Genomic DNA, 16,535 nt, shown 5'->3' on the forward strand with positions numbered 1-16,535 from the left:
GCCCTCCTCAGCCCTGGACCTCCTTCGGCGGGTCCAGGTGCTCGGGCAGGTCCGGCCGGGTCGCGGTGACCTCGTCGACGAGGGCCTCCTTGCAGAACTCCTCGCCGAACGGCGTGAGGTGGATGCTGCGCCGGACGACCTTGGCGAACTTCACCGAGTGCAGCGCCTCGAGCACGTCGGGCTGCGCCTCCAGGACCTGGTACTCGAGGTGGTCGCGCAGCGCCTCCCGCGAGAACCAGACGAGGCCGAGCCGGAACAGGTTGTTGAGGTACGACGGCACCTGGTCGAGGTAGCGCAGCCCGGCGCGGGCGCCGACCATGTTGAGGCCGGGCGCCACCAGCTGGCTGCTGACCATGCCGATCGGCCCGCCCGTGCGGATGTCGACGCTCGGCTGCGGGCCGTTCTTCAGCAGCATCACCAGGATGCGCGCCTCGTCGGGCGCCAGCTCGTCGAGGATCCGGTCGAACGCGGGGTGCCGGTTGTCGGTGCTCCAGACGTCGCGGGACCGCTCGAGCAGCTCCTGGCCGCGGTCGCGCAGGCTCGTCGGCCGGGAGTCGACCACCTCGCCCTGGACGTCGGCGCGCGAGCGCTCCGCGACCCCACCGAGCGCCTCGCCCGCGTTGAGCAGCGCGGTGCCGACCGGGACGCCGTCGGCGACCTGGCGGGCGATCTCGCCGACCGCGCCGACGTACGACCCGACCTCGCGGACGAGCGCGACGGCCTCGTCGCGGTTGGTCGCGGCCCGGCCGACCCGCATCCAGTTGCGGGCGGTGGTCTTCATGCCCCAGCCGGCCGTGTTGAGCGCGGCGGTGCCGACGACCCGGGCCAGCCCCGGCAGCGACTCCACGGTCGCCGAGTTGGCGAGGGCGGGGAGGCGCGGGAGGCCCTCGTCGTCGAATTCGGCAGTCACGCGCTTGCGCCTGTCGGTCCTCTTGTCGGCCACGGTGTGCTCTGCTCCGATCGTCACGGCGGGAACCCGGGGATCCAGCCCCAGTTGAAGAATCCGAGGTGGAGGAACCCACCCGCTGCGCCCATGATTGCGCCGTGGGCGTAGAGCATCCACTCGTCCTCCTTGATCGCCGAGCGCATCATCTCCACGAAGTCCCTGGGCGGGAGCTCCTTGGTACGACGGGCGATCAGCACCCGGATCTTCTCCGACTGCCGCTTGCTGAAGACCGGGTCCTTGAACGGGGTGATCGTGCGGCCGACCGCCTCCTGCGCGAACGACTCGCGGATCGAGGAGAAGCGCCGGCTGCCGACCGCGACGTTGACGGCGCCGCGCAACGGGCCGGCGGCCTTGTCGATGGCGGGCAGCATCGCGGTGGCGATCATCTGGCGGGTGCGATCGCCGCGCGGGCCGTCCATCAGGAAGTCGCCGATCCGCTCGAGGGTGATCACGTCGTCGGCGATGATCCGGGCGTAGACCTCGGCGCACTCGTCCTGGCGGCGCAGGAACAGGCCCTGCACCTTGATGCCGAGGATCCGCCGCGGCTCCGGCGGCTCGAAGATCAGCCACATGCCGAGGGCGTTGGTGATCCACCCGACGATCACGCCGAGGATCGGCAGCAGCCACCAGATATGCCAGGTCTGGTCGACGACGGCGACCGGGATGCCGAGCAGGAAGCCGAAGATGAACCCGAACGCCACCATCAGGTTGAGCTCGCGCTGACCAACGTCGCGGAAGACCTTGACCACGAGGTCGGGGTTCTTGCGGAAGTGGTCGATGACCATGATCTTCGGGTCGAGCAGCTGGTTGATGTGCACGCCGATCTCGTCGGTGATCGACTTGACGATGCCGGGCAGCTGGGCCTGCACGCGGGACACGACCGCGTTCTTCACCGGCGTGGGCAGGTCGCGCCAGAGCCGCGGGTGCTCCTTGCGCATGACCTCGTCGACGAGGCCGGGCAGCTCGGGCTCGAACACCGTGACGATGTGCTCGGCGATCTGCTCCGGCTCGAGCTGCGCGTAGAACTCCGCGGGGGTGCCGAGCTTGGCGATCACCTTGTCGACCGCGATGCTCCCCATCTTGGCGGCGCGGGCGGGGACGATGCCCTGCCAGCCGACGCCGCCCTCCATCAGCCCCGGCACCTCCTGGAGCTTGCGCGGGATGACGGTCGCGATCTCGCGGAGGCCGGGCACCTTGAAGCCGTGGAACCGGATCGGGCTGAACAGCATCCAGAGGCCCGACCAGTTGATCAGCCAGCCGACGATGCCGGTGAAGAACGGGATCGAGACGAACGCGAACCAGTCGACTCCGTGGCCGCCGGTCAGCTCACCGCTGGCCCAGTCCTTGAAGAACTGAAGAATCGCGTCCACGCGCACCCCTGTCCGGTGACCGGGTCCACCCCATCGGCCCGATGTCTCCTAAGGGGGCTGAGGGTAGTGCCTGTGGCACCTGTCACGACACCTATCCGCGAAGCGATATCACACACATGCGCGCGGGTGGGCGGTCAGCGCGGCCGCCGCCACACCACGACCGACTGCGACGTGGTCGTCGGACGCAGGGCCGGGAGGTTGCCGCCGGGCGTACGCCGCCCGCCGGCCGCGTGGCGCAGCGCCTCGTGCGCGGCCTCGAGCTCGGCGGCGAGCTCGGCGTTGCGGGCGCGGAGGGCCGCGACCGTGTTCTCCAGCTCGAGGATGCGGCGCACGCCCTCGATGCCGATGCCGGACGCGGTCAGCTCGGCGATCGCCCGCAGCCGCTCGATGTCGAGGAAGGAGTAACGGCGGCCGCCGCCCGCGGTGCGACCGGGCGTGATCAGGCCCATCCGCTCGTAGGTGCGCAGGGTCTGCGGGTGGAGGCCGCTCAGCTCGGCCGCCACGCTGATGACGAAGACCGCGGCGTCGGGGGGCGGGGTCTCGCCGGCACCCGGGCGCATCGCGGCCACGTCACTCACCGTCCTGGAACAGGTTGGCGCGCAGCGGCACGTCGGCGGTCGCTGCGGCGTACGCCTCGAGCGCCTCGCGGGCCGCGTCGGACAGGTGGCTGGGCACCTGGACCTCGACGGTGGCGAGCAGGTCGCCGCGCGTGCCGTCGGCCTTCTCGGCGCCCTTGCCGCGCACCCGGAAGGTGCGGCCCGTGGGGGTGCCGGCCGGAATGCGCAGGGTGACCGGCGCGCCGCCGAGGGTCGGCAGCTTCACCTCGGCTCCGAGCGCCGCCTCGGCGAAGGAGATCGGCACCTCGATCGTGAGGTTGTCGCCCTTGCGGCCGAACACCCGGTGGCCGGAGACCTTGACGGTGACGTAGAGGTCGCCCGCCGGGCCGCCCCTGTCGCCGGGCGCACCCTTGCCGCGCAGCCGGATCCGCTGGCCGTCCTTGACGCCGGCGGGGATGCGCGCCTGGATCGTGCGCACGGCGCTGCCGCGACCACTGCCGTGGCAGGTCGGGCAGGCCTCGTCGTAGACGAGCTGGCGGCCGCCGCACGCCGGGCAGGTCTCGTTCATCGAGAACGCCCCACCGACGGACGCGACGACGAAGCCGGTGCCGTCGCAGGTGGGGCAGCGGTGCGGGCTGGTGCCCGGCTTGCCGCCGGTGCCCTGGCAGGTGGCACACGCCGACTCCGCCGCGATCCGCAGCGACACCGTCACGCCGTTGAGCGCGTCGGTGAAGCCGATGGTCGCGGTGGTCTCGAGGTCGCCGCCGCGGACCGCGCGCTGCTGGCGCCGGTTGCCGGCGAACCCGCCGCCGAAGAGGTCGCCGAACAGGTCGCCGAAGCTGCCGCCCCCCTGCTGGCGGAGCAGGTCCTCGACGTCGAAGCCCATGCCGCCGGGGCCGCCGGCCCCGCCGGCGGGGAAGCCCCCGCCGGCGAAGAGGCGGCGCGCCTCGTCGTACTTCTTGCGCTTCTCCGGGTCGCCGATGACGTCGTAGGCCTCGGCGACCGCCTTGAACCTGTCGTGCTTGGCGGTGTCACCCGGGTGGGAGTCGGGGTGGTTGGCGCGCGCGAGCTTGCGGTAGGCCTTCTTGATCTCGTCGGCGCTCGCCGTCTTGCTGACGCCCAGCTCCTTGTAGAAGTCCTTCGATGCCCAGTCGGGACGGATGCCCTGGTCGCTACTCATCGCACACCTCCTCCTGTGTGTCTCTGTGCTGGTGTTGATCTTGCCTCGTCGGCGGCGTCGGGTTTCGCAGCTCCGCTCGCTTCGCTCGCTTCCGCTCCGCTACGAAACCCGACGCCGCCGCCTCCTCGGCAAGATCAACTGCTCTCGGGATCGACCACCAGCACCTGGGCGGCCCTGACGACCCGCTCACCGATCTTGTAACCGGCCTTCGCGATCACCTTGCAGGTGACCTCGGTGACCTCGGGGTCGGTGCCCAGGTGGGACAGCGCCTCGTGGACGGTCGGGTCGAAGACGTCGCCGGGCTCGCCGAACTTCACCAGTCCGAGGCCGGTGACGATCCGCTCGAGCTGCTCGGCGACCGCCTTGAAGCCGCCCTCGAGCGGCTCGTGCTCGCGGGCCCGGTCGATCGTGTCGAGCACCTCGATGATCGGCGCCAGCGCGGCGTACGTCGCGTTCTCGCGGATCAGCTCACGGTCGCGCTCGACGCGCCGCTTGTAGTTGACGTACTCGGCCTGGAGCCGCTGGAGGTCGGTCGTCAGCTCGGTCACGGCCTTCTGGGTCGTGGCGAGCTCGTCGTCCATCGACGACTCCTCCTCGGAGGGAGGTACGGCGGACCCGGCGCCCTCGGTGTTGTCGGTCGACCCGGCAGGGTCCGCCTCCGGGGCGCCGGGGTCGAGCTGCTGCTCGGCCTCCGGCGCCTCGGCGGGCGTCTCCTCGACCGGCGACTGGTCGTCGGGCTGGTTGGCCTCGGTCACTTGGCGTCCTCGCCCGGCTCCTCGTCGACGATCTCGGCCTCGACGACGTCGTCGTCGGACTCGCCGGTCGCGCCGGTGGTGCCACCGGCGGCGGCCTGGTCGGCCTCGGCGGCGGCGTACATCGCGGCGCCCATCTTCTGGCTGGACTCGCCGAGCTTGCCGACGGCGGCGTTGATGTCCTCGACGGAGGCGTCCTCCTTCTCGAGGACCGCCTTCAGCGCGTCGACGTCGGTCTGGACCTCGGTCTTCACGTCCTCGGGCAGCTTGTCGCCGTTGTCGGAGAGGAACTTCTCGGTCGTGTAGACGAGCTGGTCGCCCTGGTTGCGAGCCTCCACGGCCTCGCGACGCTTGGCGTCCTCCTCGGCGTACTGCTCGGCCTCGCGGACCATCCGGTCGATCTCGTCCTTCGACAGCGCGCTGCCGCCGGAGATCGTCATCGACTGCTCCTTGCCGGAGGCCTGGTCCTTCGCGGTGACGTGGACGATGCCGTTGGCGTCGATGTCGAAGGTGACCTCGATCTTCGGCACGCCGCGCGGGGCCGGCGGGAGGCCGGTCAGCTCGAAGTTGCCGAGCGGCTGGTTCTGCGACCACATCTGGCGCTCGCCCTGGGCGACCTTGATCTCGACCGACGGCTGGTTGTCGTCGGCAGTCGTGAAGATCTCGGACCGCTTGGTCGGGATCGTGGTGTTGCGCTCGATGAGCGTGGTCATCACGCCGCCCTTGGTCTCGATGCCGAGGGACAGCGGCGTGACGTCGAGGAGCAGCACGTCCTTGACCTCACCGGCGAGCACGCCGGCCTGGAGCGCGGCGCCAACCGCGACGACCTCGTCGGGGTTGACGCCCTTGTTGGGCTCCTTCCCGCCGAGCAGCTCCTTGACGGCCTCGGTGACGGCGGGCATCCGGGTGGAGCCACCGACGAGGACGACGTGGTGGATGTCCTTGATCGCGACGCCGGCGTCCTTGAGGACGTTCTGGAACGGCACCTTGGTGCGGTCGAGCAGGTCGGCCGTCATCTTCTGGAACTCCGAGCGGGTCAGGCGCTCCTCGAAGTGCAGCGGACCCGACTCGCCGTGGGTGATGTAGGGCAGGTGGATCGTGGTCTCGCTCGAGGACGACAGCTCGATCTTCGCCTTCTCGGCGGCCTCCTGGAGGCGCTGGGCGGCGATCTTGTCGGCCGACAGGTCGACGCCGTTGTTGTCCTTGAACTTCTTGACCATCCACTCGACGATCCGGTTGTCCCAGTCGTCACCGCCGAGGTGGTTGTCACCGCTGGTGGCCTTCACCTCGACGACGCCCTCGCCGATCTCGAGCAGGGACACGTCGAACGTGCCGCCACCGAGGTCGAAGACCAGGATGGTCTGGTCGTCGCCCTTGTCGAGGCCGTAGGCGAGCGCGGCCGCGGTGGGCTCGTTGACGATCCGGTCGACCTTCAGGCCCGCGATCTCGCCGGCCTCCTTGGTGGCCTGGCGCTGCGCGTCGGAGAAGTAGGCCGGGACCGTGATCACCGCGTTGGTGACGGTCTCGCCGAGGTAGGCCTCCGCGTCGCGCTTGAGCTTCTGCAGGATGAAGGCGCTGATCTGCTGGGGGGTGAACTTCTTGTCGTCGATCTCCTTGGTCCAGGACTCGCCCATGTGGCGCTTCACGGACCGGATCGTGCGGTCGACGTTGGTGACCGCCTGGCGCTTGGCGACCTCGCCGACGAGCACCTCACCGCTCTTGGCGAAGGCGACGACGGACGGGGTGGTCCGGGCGCCCTCCGCGTTGGCGATGACCGTGGGCTCGCCGCCCTCGAGGACCGCGACGACGCTGTTCGTCGTACCGAGGTCGATGCCGACAGCTCGTGCCATGTCTGGTGTCCCTCCTGCTGTGCCCGGATCCCGGGCGCAAGTTAGTTGAGTCGGATTGACTCAAGTTTGTCACACGCCTCAACGGGCCGTCACATCGGGTTTGTTCCCGCCGTGGACGACCGCGGGGATAAGTGGTGGAGCACACTGTCCGGGTGCTGCCCGTCACGCGCCGGACGCTGGCCGCGGCCGGCCTGGTCGCCGCCGCGACCGTCGCCTGCAGGCCGGTCCGCGCGGGCGACCTGCGGGTCGACACGGCGCTGCGCGCCGTCGAGGTCCTCGCCGGCCGGATCGGGCCACGGGAGGCGACCTCGCCGGCGTACGACGAGGCCGCGGCGTGGGTGGAGGGCCGGCTCGAGGCCTTGGGCTGGACGGTACGGCGCCAGCGGTTCGACGTGCCGGCGGGGAGCTCGTGGGGCGTGCCCGTGCCGGGCGGCACCTCGGTCAACCTGGTGGCCACCCGTCGTGAGGCCCGGCCCGGGCGGCCGTGGCTGGTCGTCGGCGCCCACCTCGACACCGTGCCGCAGGCGCCGGGAGCCGAGGACAACGCCTCGGGGATCGGGGTGCTGCTCGCAGTCGCCGAGGCGACGGCGTGGCGGCTGACCCGGCTGCCGGTCGCGCTCGTCGCGTTCGGCGCCGAGGAGCCCCGCGGCCCGACCGACGACGACCACCACTACGGCTCGCGGGCCTACGTCGCGTCGCTGTCGGCGCGCGAGCGGCGCAGCCTGCGCGGGATGGTCTCGCTGGACCGGGTCGGCGTCGGCTCGGTCGTCCCGGTCGGCAGCGCCGGCGAGGCCGACCCGCTCCGCCGCGAGCTCGAGGCCGCGGCGCGTCGGGCGGGGGTGCCGGTGGCGCCGGAGACGTTCCAGCGCTCGAGCGACCACTGGTCGTTCGTCCGCGACGGCCTCCCCGGCGTCCGCCTCGGCGGCACGTCGTACGCCGCCTACCACTCCTCCGCCGACGTCCCCGGCGTCGTCAGCGCCGACCAGCTCGGGCGGACGGGTCGCATCGTGCTCCAGTGGCTCCGGTGACGCCGAGTCGGCTCGTCTTCACGCTCAGAGGACCCCGAGCGGGCTCATCTTCACGCTCCTACGACGCCGAGCCGGCGCGTGATCACCGGCCGACTCGGCCCTCTCAGGGCGTGCAGACGCGCCGACTCGGCGATGACGTGAGGCAGCGGACCAACGGGCCGGCGGAGGGCGACGTGGTACTGGCGACGTCGCGCAGGATGTCGGCGGCGACCTCCCCGTCCACCACCCGGGGCGCGAACGTCGCCGGGTCCATCGCATAGGGCACCAGCCGCAGCGAGATCAGCTCGGGCCCGCGCCAGGTGGTCTCCAGCATCACGCCCTGCATGACCTGCGGCTCCCAGTCCATGTCGAAGACGAAGTTGCCGAGGGAGTGCAGCACGGGCACCCCGCTGATCTGCTCCACCCCCTGCACCCAGTGCGGGTGACCGCCCACGACGAGGTCGGCGCCGGCGGCGACGAGGGCGCGCGCGACCCGGTGCTGCACCGGCTCCGGCACGTGGGTGTACTGCGTGCCCCAGTGCGGCAGCACCACGACCGCGTCGGCGACCCGGTCCGCGCGCCGGACCGCCGCGGTCACCCGGTCGAGGTCGGCCTGTTGAAGGGGCCCGGTGCGCGGCGGCATCCGCACCGAGAGGGCGCCGGGCGTCGTCGCGGTGGCCATCGGCGTCTCGCCGATCGCGTTGAAGCCCAGGAACGCGAACGTCGTGCCGCGCGCCTCGAGCAGCAGCGGCCGCGCGGCAGCGCGCGCCGTACGGCCGGCGCCGAAGGCGCGCACCGGCCCGTCGGAGAGCAGGTCGACGGTCTCCAGCAGCGCCCGCTCGCCGTAGTCGCCGAGGTGGTTGTTGGCGAGCGACACCGCGTCGAAGCCCGCCCACCGGAGCAGGTCGAGGTCGGCCGGTGAGCCGCCGAAGGAGTCGCCGCCCTGCGTGGGCTCGCCGTCGGTCGACAGGGTCTGCTCGAGGTTGCCGACGGTCAGGTCGGCCGAGCGCAGCAGCCCGGCCATCGGGGCCAGCGCCCGCCGCCCGTCGGCCACGCCGCGCACCAGCATCAGGTCGCCGACGATGGTCAGGTCGACCGCCGGCGGCGGCTCGGGCTCCCCCGCCGACGGAGACGACGAGCCGGGTGCCGACGGCGACGCCGACGTCGCGCCGGAGGTCGCCGCTGTCGTGCTGGTCGGCGTGCCGCCCTTGGGGCCGGCGCCGTCGTCGGCGCACGCCGCGAGCGAGGCGGCGACGAAGGCCACCGCGACCACCCACCCGGACCTCACCGGCCCAGTGTGCGCCTCGGGGGACTACCGGACGGTGACCTTGACCTCGTTGGACGAGGTGCCGCTGGCGTTGTCGATCACGCGGAACCGGTGGGTGCCGGTCACACCGGTGAAGATGTAGGTCGAGAACGTCTCGTTGCTGACCGGGATCGTGGCGTCGAAGTCGGCCCAGGCGCCGCCCTCGAACCGCTGCACCTGGAGGATCGCGCCCTCGCCGCCCGGGTAGACGCCCGTGAGGTCGATGTTCTCGCCGGCCGCGACCTCGCTCTGGAGCGCCTGGAGGGAGATCTCGCCCTCCTTGGCCGACTCCGACTCGGTCGGCTTCGTGCGCTCGGTGGTGGCCTCGTCGGTCGGCTCGTCGACGTCGGCGTCCTCGGTGTTGAGCGTGATCTCGGGGCCGGAGTCCGTGGTCTTCTGCGGCGGCGGCAGGTAGAGCGACTCCTTGGCGGTCTCGCCCGCGTCGGCGGACGCGTCGTCGCCCGAGAGGCCGAGCATCCGGGTGGCGATCAGCGCGACGCCCGCGAGGATCAGCCCGACGACGAGGGCGACACCGACGAGCGCGAGCACGCCGTTGAGCACGGCACGCTCGGGCCGGTCCTGGGAGCCCTGGTCGTCGGTCACCTCCTCATTCTTGACCGACGACCCAAGCGCGGCCAAAACCCGCTCAGCGTGCGGGATGTCTCACCGCAGGCTAGAAACCCCTGGTCCAGACCAGCTGCTCGTGCAGCTTCTTCGAGCGCCAGCCGAACTGGGTGCGGGTCATCGTGTGGTGGTAGATCCCGCCCACCTCGACCAGCCGCTCGCCGCCCTGGCCGTCGGCGACGAGCATGGGGTTGTGGAAGTACGCCGTCACACGCGCCTCGTCGCGGGTGTTGGCGAAGTTGATGACCACCTGCGCCAGCGAGTGCATGCACCTCGTCGAGAAGGCGGGCAGGTTCTCGGCCAGCCAGGCCTTGACCTCGGGGTAGACGCCGATCGTGCCGCCGGTCTCGGAGTAGTCGATCTGGGCGTCAGGGGTGAAGACGTTGTCGAGACGGTCCCACTCGCCGGTGTCGACGGCGATCGTGTAGCGATGCAGGACGTCGTTGATCTCGGCGCGGTCGCTCAGCTCCTGGAGGTCCATGGCCTCACTCTGACAGACCTGGCAGAAAGTTAGAACACGTTCTACACTTCGAGGCCCTCGCTCGTTCCCCGCGAGCGCACCTCAGTGACCGGAAGGCAGCGATGCGGTTCACGTACGCCGAGGCGATGACGCAGGCGACCTACTACGCACCCCTGGCCCAGGCCGCCGAGGCGGCGGGCTACACGAGCATGACCGTCGCGGACAGCCTGATCTATCCGCAGGAGTCGGACTCGACGTACCCCTACACCGACACCGGCGACCGCGAGTTCCTCCAGGGCAAGGAGTTCATCGAGACGATGGTGCTCTGCGCGCACCTGTTCGCGGTGACCGAGACGCTGCGGCTCACGCCGTTCGTGCTCAAGCTGCCGGTCCGCCCCCCGGTGCTGGTCGCCAAGCAGGCGTCCTCGATCGCCTACCTCTCGGGCAACCGGCTCGGCCTCGGCGTCGGCCTGTCCCCGTGGCCCGAGGACTTCGCCGCCCTCGGCGTGCCGTGGGAGAAGCGCGGCAAGCGGATGGACGAGTGCATGGACATCCTCCGCGGCCTGACCTCCGGGGAGTTCTTCGGCTACCAGGGCGAGTTCTTCCAGTTCGAGCCGCTCCAGCAGTGCCCGGCCCCGACCGAGAAGATCCCGCTCCTCGTCGGCGGTCACTCCGACGCGGCGCTGCGGCGCGCCGTACGCAAGGGAGACGGGTGGATGCACGCCGGCGGCGACGGCGAGGAGCTCGACCGGCTGCTCGCCCGGCTGGCGGAGATCCGCAAGGAGGAGGGCGACACCCGCGACGCCTCGGAGTTCGAGGTGCACGTCATCTCCTACGACGCCTACACCCCCGACGGCGTCAAGCGCCTCGAGGACAAGGGCGTCACCGACTGCATCGTCGGCTTCCGGGTCCCCTACATCAAGGGCCCCGACACCGAGCCGCTGGAGACCAAGGTCAAGCACCTCGAGCAGTACGCCGAGAACGTGATCGCGAAGGTCTCATGAGCCTGTCTCGTGACCGCCGCGGGGCGGCCTCCGCGACGAACGGGCACACGCGATGAGCGAGGCGCTGGGGCTGACGAAGGCCCTCCAGGACGCGATCGCGGAGGCCGAGGAGCTCATCGCCAACGCGCCGTTCATCAAGTCCGAGGCTGACCGGCTCGAGGGCTACGACTACCTCGCCGGCCGGATCCGGATGGCGATGCAGACGGCGTTCGACTACGACCTCGATCACCCGCTCTTCATCAACCCGACCCACCAGTTCTCGCGCCAGGGCCTCGACAACCCCGACGCGATCTACTTCAACGCCTACCTCCGCGAGGGTGTCGAGTACGTCGTCCGCGGCCGGCGCGGCACCAGCGCCGACCTGTCGTTCCAGGTGATGGGCGGCGCCTACAGCGCGGACTCCGCGGCCACGTCGCTGATGGCGTTCGACGACCGCGAGCTCGAGCTCGACGCGGACGGGGGGTTCGAGTTCACCTACGTCGCGGAGCCGGGCGCCAAGACGCTCATCGTGCGCGAGGTCTTCAACGACTGGGAGACCGAGGAGCGCGGCACCCTCTGGATCGAGCGACCGGACACGGCCGGCCGGCCGCGGAAGCCGCTGACCCGCGAGCTGCTGGCGAAGAAGTACGACGTCGCCGCCCGGTCACTGGTCGGCTCGATCCAGACGTGGTTCGCGTTCCCGCAGTTCTTCCAGTACAAGGAGCCGGTCAACACCCTGACCGTCCCCAAGGCCACGCCCGGCGGCCTCTCCTCGCAGTTCTCCTCGATCGGCCACTACGAGCTCGCCGACGACGAGGCGATGGTCGTGACCGTGCCGCGCTGCGACGACTGCTCCTACCAGGCGATCCAGGTCGGGTCGGACTGGTACGCATCCACCGACTACGAGGGCCACCAGACCTCGCTCACCAAGGCCCAGGCTCAGGTCGACCCCGACGGTGCGATGCGGTTCGTCATCTCGTCGCGTCCGCCGTACGACGGGAAGCCGGTGGCCAACTGGCTGGAGACCACCCACCACCCGACCGGGCCGATGATGCTGCGCTGGCAGCGCCTCGAGCGCGACCTCACCGCCGCCGACGGCCCGCAGGTCGAGGTCGTCAAGCTCGCCGACGTGCCGTCGCGGCTCCCGGACACCCGGCCCCTCACCGACGAGGAGTACGCCGCGCGGATCGCCGCCCGACAGCGGGCGGTCGCGCGGCGGATGATCAGCTAGGGATCCAGTCGAACGTGTCGGGGTTCGGCCCCTGCCGGCCGGCCTCGCCCTTGTCGAGCGCCGCCAGCGAGGCAACCTCGTCGTCCGTGAGACCGAAGTCGAAGACGTCGAGGTTCTCGGCCAGCCGCTCCCTGCGCAGCGACTTGGGGAAGACGATGTCACCGCGGTCGAGGGCCCAGCGCAGCAGCACCTGGGCAGGCGTCTTGCCGTGGTCGCTGGCGATCCGCGTGACGACGGGGTCGTCGAGCTCGCCGCCGCCCTGACCCAGCGGGGACCACGCCTCCACGGCCACGTCGTGCCGGCGCGAGGCCGCGCGGACATCCTCGTTGGCGAAGTAGGGGTGGATCTCCACCTGGTTCGCCGCCGGGACGACGCCCGTCCGCTCGATGATCACGTCAAGGTGGGCGGGCTGGAAGTTGGACACACCGATGGACGTGGCGAGTCCCTCCTCGCGCAGCTCCACCAGCGCCTCCCAGGTCGAGACGAAGTCGCCGTCGTACCGGGTGGGGAGCGGCCAGTGGATGAGGAACAGGTCGACCCTGTCCAGGCCCAGCTTCTCGAGCGACACCTTCAGCGACTCCTTGGCCGCTGCGGGCTCGTGCCGGTTGTTGTTGAGCTTGGTCGTGACGTACACGTCGGCGCGGTCGAGGCCCGAGGTCGCGATCGCCGCCCCGGTCCCCTGCTCGTTGCCGTACATCTGGGCGGTGTCGAGGTGGCGGTAGCCGAGCTCGAGCGCCTCGGACACGACGCGCTCGGTGTCCGCTGGCGGGACCTGCCAGAGCCCGAGGCCGAACTGCGGGATGGACGTTCCGTCGTTGAGCTTGATCTGTGGAATGGTCACGTCCCGTTGCAACAGGCGTGCCCCGCTCCTATTCCTGATCGCGCGCGTGCGCGCCGTCCTTCCGCCCGGTGGCCGATTCCGGCCGCCGCCGACCCTCGACACCTCGGGCGCCTTTGGCTAGGAAAGGGACGCGCACCCCACCCCGGTGCGCTCTCGGAACCCATGAAAAGGAGCCCCCCATGGCCCTACGACGCTGGAAGGCCGCACTCTCGGCCTCGGCACTCCTCACCGCGACCGGCGGACTCGTCGCCACCGCGACCACCCCCGCCACCGCGATCCCGACCGAGTCCCACTGCGGCACGGAGGCCTCCGGCTCCGGCAACAACGGCTTCGTCAACCACGCCCAGCTGACGACGGCGCTCGAGCGGATCGAGCGGACGACCGGCGGCGTCGTCGACGTCGAGGTCGCCGGCCAGAGCAACCAGGGCCGCGACATCTACCTGGCGCGGGTCGGCGAGGGCGACGCCGTCGTCTTCGTGCAGTCGCAGATCCACGGCAACGAGATGCACGGCACCGAGGCGCTGCTCGCGCTGCTCCAGCAGTGGGGCGGCAACAGCCCGGAGGCGCAGGCGATCCGCGAGCAGGTCACGATCGTCGCGATCCCGCGCCTCAACGTCGACGGCGGCGAGCGCGACACCCGTCAGAACGAGATGACCTGGGCCGACGTCGTGGCGGACTTCCCGCAGCTCGCCGGCGTCCAGCCGGCGTGGAACTACAACTCGCGCGTCGGCGGCTTCGACGTCAACCGCGACTTCAACCCCGACCTCGACTACGTGCCCCAGCCGGCCGACTTCCCGGGCAACAGCGCCGACACCGGCTGGTACATCACCCCCGAGGCACAGACCGTCCGCGAGGTCTACCGGGACCTCGAGAACGAGTTCGGCACCGTCGACTACTTCATCGACCTCCACAACCAGTGGTCGTGCTACGCCACCGAGGACCTGGAGAACATGTCGCCGCTGTCGATCTCGGCGAAGTTCATCGACGACCCGTCGGAGTTCGGCGACTGGCCGAAGTTCGACATGGACGCGTCCAAGCGCGCCAACGTGGCGGTCTACGAGGCGCTCCAGGGCCACGGCGAGTCCGGCTACGGCGACCTCACCCTCTACCCGCAGGACACCAACCTGCCGGGCACGGCGCTCGGCTCGTTCGCGCTCCGGGGCAGCGCGGTGGTGCTGTTCGAGACGTCCAGCCAGACGCAGTACGACGGCATGAAGCGCAACGGCATGCTGCGCAAGCAGATCGAGATCGGTCTGGCCGGACTCGTCGAGTCCGTCGCCGACGGCTCCATCGCCTCGCTCGACCCGGCGGCGTACGACGAGATCCCCCAGCGGGTCTTCCTGCCGGAGGACTGAGGACCTGCAGCACAGCGGCCGCGCCGGCCCCCGGGTCGGCGCGGCCGCTGCGCTTCCCCAAAATTGAAACACGTTCTACACTTCGAGACGCTCGCTCGTTCCTCGCGAGCTCCTCAGTGACCGAAAGGCCGAGCGTGATCCCCCTCCTCCAGGACAAAGTCGTCGTGCTCTCCGGCGTCGGGCCCGGCCTCGGCCGCGCGCTCGGCGAGCAGGCCTCGCTCATGGGCGCCGACCTGGTGCTCGCGAGCCGCACCGAGAAGCGGCTCGAGAAGATGGCCGCGGTCGTCCGCGAGCACGGGCGCCGCGCGCTCGTCGTACCGACCGACATCACCGACGAGGCGTCGCGGCAGTCCCTGGTCGACGCGGCGCTCGCCGAGTTCGGCCGGGTCGACTGCCTGATCAACAACGCGTTCGGCATCCCGCCGATGGACCCGCTCACGACGCTGACCGTCGAGAGCCTGCGCGCGGCCAACGAGACCAACGTCTTCGCGCCGTTGCGGCTCTCGGCTCTCTTCGCCGACGCCCTCGCCGAGAGCAAGGGCTCGGTGGTGATGCTCAACTCGTGCGTGGTCTACAGCAGCCAGCCGGAGTACGCCGGCTACAAGCTGTCGAAGGGCGCGCTCGCCCACCTCGCGTCGTCCCTGGCGACCGAGCTCGGTCCGCGTGGCATCCGCGTCAACAGCGTCGCGCCGTCCTACATCTACGAGGACGTCAACAAGGCCTACTTCGACTGGATCGCGCAGGAGACGGGGCGCACGCACGAGGAGGTGTACGCCGAGAAGGCGGCACCCACCGACCTGAAGCGGCTCGCTACGCCGGAGGAGGTCGCGCAGGCGGCGCTGTTCCTGGCGTCCGACCTGGCGTCGGCCGTCACCGGCGTGATGCTCAACGTCGACTGCGGCGAGTTCCATGACAACTGAGGCTGCGCCCCGGCAGCGCGCCGACGTCGGCTCCTACGACGACATCGCCGCGGCCGCCGTACGGACGACGGGCCTCGAGGACTTCGGCGGCACCGGGCACGAGGAGGCGTTCCGGATCCTCGTCGACGACCTCGGCTCTCCGGACGCCGGGCTGACCGGCGTCGGCAACTACTTCATGCGGTCGGAGGTGAAGAGCGCGCTGGTGGCGCGGCTGCTGACGCAGGCGCGGTTCGCGGAGCGCCCGGAGCACGCGGACGTCGCGATCGAGCGGCCGATCTTCGTGATCGGCCTCCCCCGCACCGGCACGACCGCGCTGAGCCGGCTGCTGTGCGCCGACCCCGGGCACCAGGGCCTGGAGATGTGGCTGACGATGTTCCCCCAGCCGCGGCCGCCGCGGGAGACCTGGGACGCGGACCCGATCTTCACCGCCATGCAGGCGGCGTTCCGCGAGCACCATGTCACCAACCCCGAGTTCATGGGCATCCACTACTCCGACGCCGCCGAGCCCGAGGAGTGCTGGCGGGTGCTGCGGCAGACCGGCAAGTCACTCGGCTTCGAGTCGCTCGCCCACGTGCCGACCTACTCCGCGTGGCTGGCGAAGCAGGACTGGTCCGACGCTTACGAGCGCCACAAGCAGAACCTCCAGCTGATCGGCCTCAACGACCAGGACAAGCGGTGGGTGCTCAAGAACCCCTCGCACATGATCGCCCTCGACGCGCTGATGGAGGTCTACCCGGACGCGCTCGTCGTGATGACCCAGCGCGACCCGGTGACGTCGGTGGCCTCGGCCTGCTCGCTGTCGGCGGAGGCGACGGCCGGCCACTCGACGACGTTCGTCGGCGAGACCCTCGGGCGCGACCAGCTCGGCCACCTGTCCCGCCAGTGGGAGGCGTTCTGGGACGCGCGGCCGCGCTACGACCAGGCGCAGTTCTTCGACGTCGACTACCGCGGGTTCGTGCGGGACCCGGTCGGCACCGTCGGCGCGATCTACGACGCGTTCGGGCTCACCTGGACGCAGGAGGCGCAGGACGCCGTACGGCGCCTCGACGAGGAGTCGCGCAGCGGGCCGCGCCGCCCGTCGCACACCTACGACCTGGCCGACTACGGGCTGACCGAGGACGAGGTGCGGGCGGCCTTCGCGCGGTAGCGGCGG

The 16,535-nt window shown here is 70.9% G+C and carries 16 protein-coding genes; 6 read left to right on the forward strand and 10 right to left on the reverse strand.

Annotated features, from left to right (window positions below):
- Positions 1-7 precede the first annotated feature (7 nt).
- The 6 genes from HNR19_RS22400 to dnaK form a co-directional block, all read right to left on the reverse strand.
- Entirely contained in the window at positions 8-910 is a 903-nt protein-coding gene (locus HNR19_RS22400; protein ID WP_218910315.1) for an Abi-alpha family protein, read from the reverse strand.
- 53 nt (positions 911-963) lie between these two features.
- Positions 964-2,316, reverse strand: a complete 1,353-nt coding sequence (locus HNR19_RS18815; protein WP_343047277.1) for a DUF445 domain-containing protein — start codon at positions 2,314-2,316, stop codon at positions 964-966.
- 134 nt (positions 2,317-2,450) lie between these two features.
- Positions 2,451-2,876: a heat shock protein transcriptional repressor HspR gene (locus tag HNR19_RS18820; protein WP_179670380.1), complete on the reverse strand. Its 426-nt coding sequence runs from the start codon at positions 2,874-2,876 to the stop codon at positions 2,451-2,453.
- Between the two features lie 10 nt (positions 2,877-2,886).
- Positions 2,887-4,053, reverse strand: coding sequence for a molecular chaperone DnaJ (gene dnaJ / locus HNR19_RS18825; RefSeq protein WP_179669334.1), 1,167 nt, complete (start codon positions 4,051-4,053; stop codon positions 2,887-2,889).
- 134 nt (positions 4,054-4,187) lie between these two features.
- Positions 4,188-4,808, reverse strand: coding sequence for a nucleotide exchange factor GrpE (gene grpE / locus HNR19_RS18830; protein ID WP_343047278.1), 621 nt, complete (start codon positions 4,806-4,808; stop codon positions 4,188-4,190).
- The gene (gene dnaK / locus HNR19_RS18835; RefSeq protein ID WP_179669335.1) at positions 4,805-6,655 is read right to left on the reverse strand and encodes a molecular chaperone DnaK; all 1,851 of its coding nucleotides are present in this window, start codon (positions 6,653-6,655) and stop codon (positions 4,805-4,807) included. Before dnaK ends, grpE begins: the two co-directional genes overlap by 4 nt.
- A gap of 134 nt (positions 6,656-6,789) precedes the next feature.
- Here dnaK and HNR19_RS18840 point away from each other — a divergent pair, with 134 nt between their 5' ends.
- Entirely contained in the window at positions 6,790-7,683 is an 894-nt protein-coding gene (locus tag HNR19_RS18840) for a M28 family peptidase (RefSeq protein ID WP_218910316.1), read from the forward strand.
- Positions 7,684-7,786: 103 nt separating this feature from the next.
- Here the strand turns inward: HNR19_RS18840 and HNR19_RS18845 are convergent, their stop codons facing one another.
- The 3 genes from HNR19_RS18845 to HNR19_RS18855 form a co-directional block, all read right to left on the reverse strand.
- On the reverse strand, positions 7,787-8,950 hold the full coding sequence (locus HNR19_RS18845) for a CapA family protein (protein WP_179669337.1): 1,164 nt from the start codon (positions 8,948-8,950) through the stop codon (positions 7,787-7,789).
- 24 nt (positions 8,951-8,974) lie between these two features.
- The gene (locus HNR19_RS18850) at positions 8,975-9,571 is read right to left on the reverse strand and encodes a hypothetical protein (RefSeq protein ID WP_179669338.1); all 597 of its coding nucleotides are present in this window, start codon (positions 9,569-9,571) and stop codon (positions 8,975-8,977) included.
- Between the two features lie 70 nt (positions 9,572-9,641).
- Entirely contained in the window at positions 9,642-10,073 is a 432-nt protein-coding gene (locus tag HNR19_RS18855; RefSeq protein ID WP_179669339.1) for a nuclear transport factor 2 family protein, read from the reverse strand.
- 101 nt (positions 10,074-10,174) lie between these two features.
- Between HNR19_RS18855 and HNR19_RS18860 the strand changes: the two genes are divergently transcribed.
- Positions 10,175-11,056 carry a TIGR03619 family F420-dependent LLM class oxidoreductase gene (locus HNR19_RS18860; RefSeq protein WP_179669340.1) on the forward strand — a complete coding sequence of 294 codons (882 nt, stop codon included), beginning with the start codon at positions 10,175-10,177 and terminating at the stop codon, positions 11,054-11,056.
- 52 nt (positions 11,057-11,108) lie between these two features.
- The gene (locus tag HNR19_RS18865) at positions 11,109-12,266 is read left to right on the forward strand and encodes a hypothetical protein (protein ID WP_179669341.1); all 1,158 of its coding nucleotides are present in this window, start codon (positions 11,109-11,111) and stop codon (positions 12,264-12,266) included.
- On the opposite strand, the gene HNR19_RS18870 is transcribed toward HNR19_RS18865, so the two are convergent.
- Entirely contained in the window at positions 12,259-13,107 is an 849-nt protein-coding gene (locus tag HNR19_RS18870) for an aldo/keto reductase (RefSeq protein WP_179669342.1), read from the reverse strand. The two genes, HNR19_RS18865 and HNR19_RS18870, sit on opposite strands and share 8 nt — an antisense overlap.
- A 179-nt stretch (positions 13,108-13,286) precedes the next feature.
- Here HNR19_RS18870 and HNR19_RS18875 point away from each other — a divergent pair, with 179 nt between their 5' ends.
- From HNR19_RS18875 to HNR19_RS18885, 3 genes are all read left to right on the forward strand, one after another.
- Entirely contained in the window at positions 13,287-14,462 is a 1,176-nt protein-coding gene (locus HNR19_RS18875) for a M14 family zinc carboxypeptidase (protein ID WP_179669343.1), read from the forward strand.
- A 134-nt stretch (positions 14,463-14,596) separates the two neighbouring features.
- The gene (locus HNR19_RS18880) at positions 14,597-15,382 is read left to right on the forward strand and encodes an SDR family oxidoreductase (protein WP_179669344.1); all 786 of its coding nucleotides are present in this window, start codon (positions 14,597-14,599) and stop codon (positions 15,380-15,382) included.
- Entirely contained in the window at positions 15,372-16,529 is a 1,158-nt protein-coding gene (locus HNR19_RS18885) for a sulfotransferase family protein (protein ID WP_179669345.1), read from the forward strand. Before HNR19_RS18880 ends, HNR19_RS18885 begins: the two co-directional genes overlap by 11 nt.
- Positions 16,530-16,535 lie beyond the last annotated feature (6 nt).

Source organism: Nocardioides thalensis (genome assembly GCF_013410655.1).
GTDB classification, from domain to species: Bacteria; Actinomycetota; Actinomycetes; order Propionibacteriales; family Nocardioidaceae; genus Nocardioides; species Nocardioides thalensis.

Excerpts from the sequence above, each read along its gene's own strand:
- dnaJ (WP_179669334.1), bottom strand. The coding sequence starts at position 4,053 with ATGAGTAGCGACCAGGGCATCCGTCCCGACTGGGCATCGAAGGACTTC.
- HNR19_RS18820 (WP_179670380.1), bottom strand. The coding sequence starts at position 2,876 with ATGCGCCCGGGTGCCGGCGAGACCCCGCCCCCCGACGCCGCGGTCTTC.
- HNR19_RS18855 (WP_179669339.1), bottom strand. The coding sequence starts at position 10,073 with ATGGACCTCCAGGAGCTGAGCGACCGCGCCGAGATCAACGACGTCCTG.
- HNR19_RS18860 (WP_179669340.1), top strand. The coding sequence starts at position 10,175 with ATGCGGTTCACGTACGCCGAGGCGATGACGCAGGCGACCTACTACGCA.
- HNR19_RS18865 (WP_179669341.1), top strand. The coding sequence starts at position 11,109 with ATGAGCGAGGCGCTGGGGCTGACGAAGGCCCTCCAGGACGCGATCGCG.
- HNR19_RS18885 (WP_179669345.1), top strand. The coding sequence starts at position 15,372 with ATGACAACTGAGGCTGCGCCCCGGCAGCGCGCCGACGTCGGCTCCTAC.
- HNR19_RS18875 (WP_179669343.1), top strand. The coding sequence starts at position 13,287 with ATGGCCCTACGACGCTGGAAGGCCGCACTCTCGGCCTCGGCACTCCTC.
- dnaK (WP_179669335.1), bottom strand. The coding sequence starts at position 6,655 with ATGGCACGAGCTGTCGGCATCGACCTCGGTACGACGAACAGCGTCGTC.